General features: G+C 56.0%; 1 rRNA gene. It reads left to right on the top strand.

Annotated elements, in window-relative coordinates:
• Positions 1–162: 162 nt before the first annotated feature.
• Positions 163–257, top strand: a 5S ribosomal RNA gene (rrf, locus tag QSK32_RS45400); the annotation flags it as partial.

The raw sequence follows: 257 nt of genomic DNA, 5'->3' as shown, positions 1-257 counted from the left end.
GCACGGTAACGTGTTGAGTTGACCGGTACTAATAGGCCGAGGGCTTAACCACCCTAAACTTTGTGCTACGCGTCCACTGTGTGATTCACAGCAAACGAACAACCACCCTGATGGCAGGAACGTCTGCCAACGGGTTGCTGGTTTTGTTTCGCTGATGGCTGTTACGGTGGTCATAGCGGAGGGGAAACGCCCGGTTACATTCCGAACCCGGTAGCTAAGCCCTCCAGCGCCGATGGTACTGCACTCGGGAGGGTGTG

This window comes from Actinoplanes sp. NBRC 101535 (assembly GCF_030269225.1).
GTDB classification, from domain to species: domain Bacteria; phylum Actinomycetota; class Actinomycetes; order Mycobacteriales; family Micromonosporaceae; genus Actinoplanes; species Actinoplanes rectilineatus.
The sequence above is the reverse complement of the archived record's forward strand: the minus strand, read 5'-3'. Positions and strand labels throughout refer to the sequence as shown.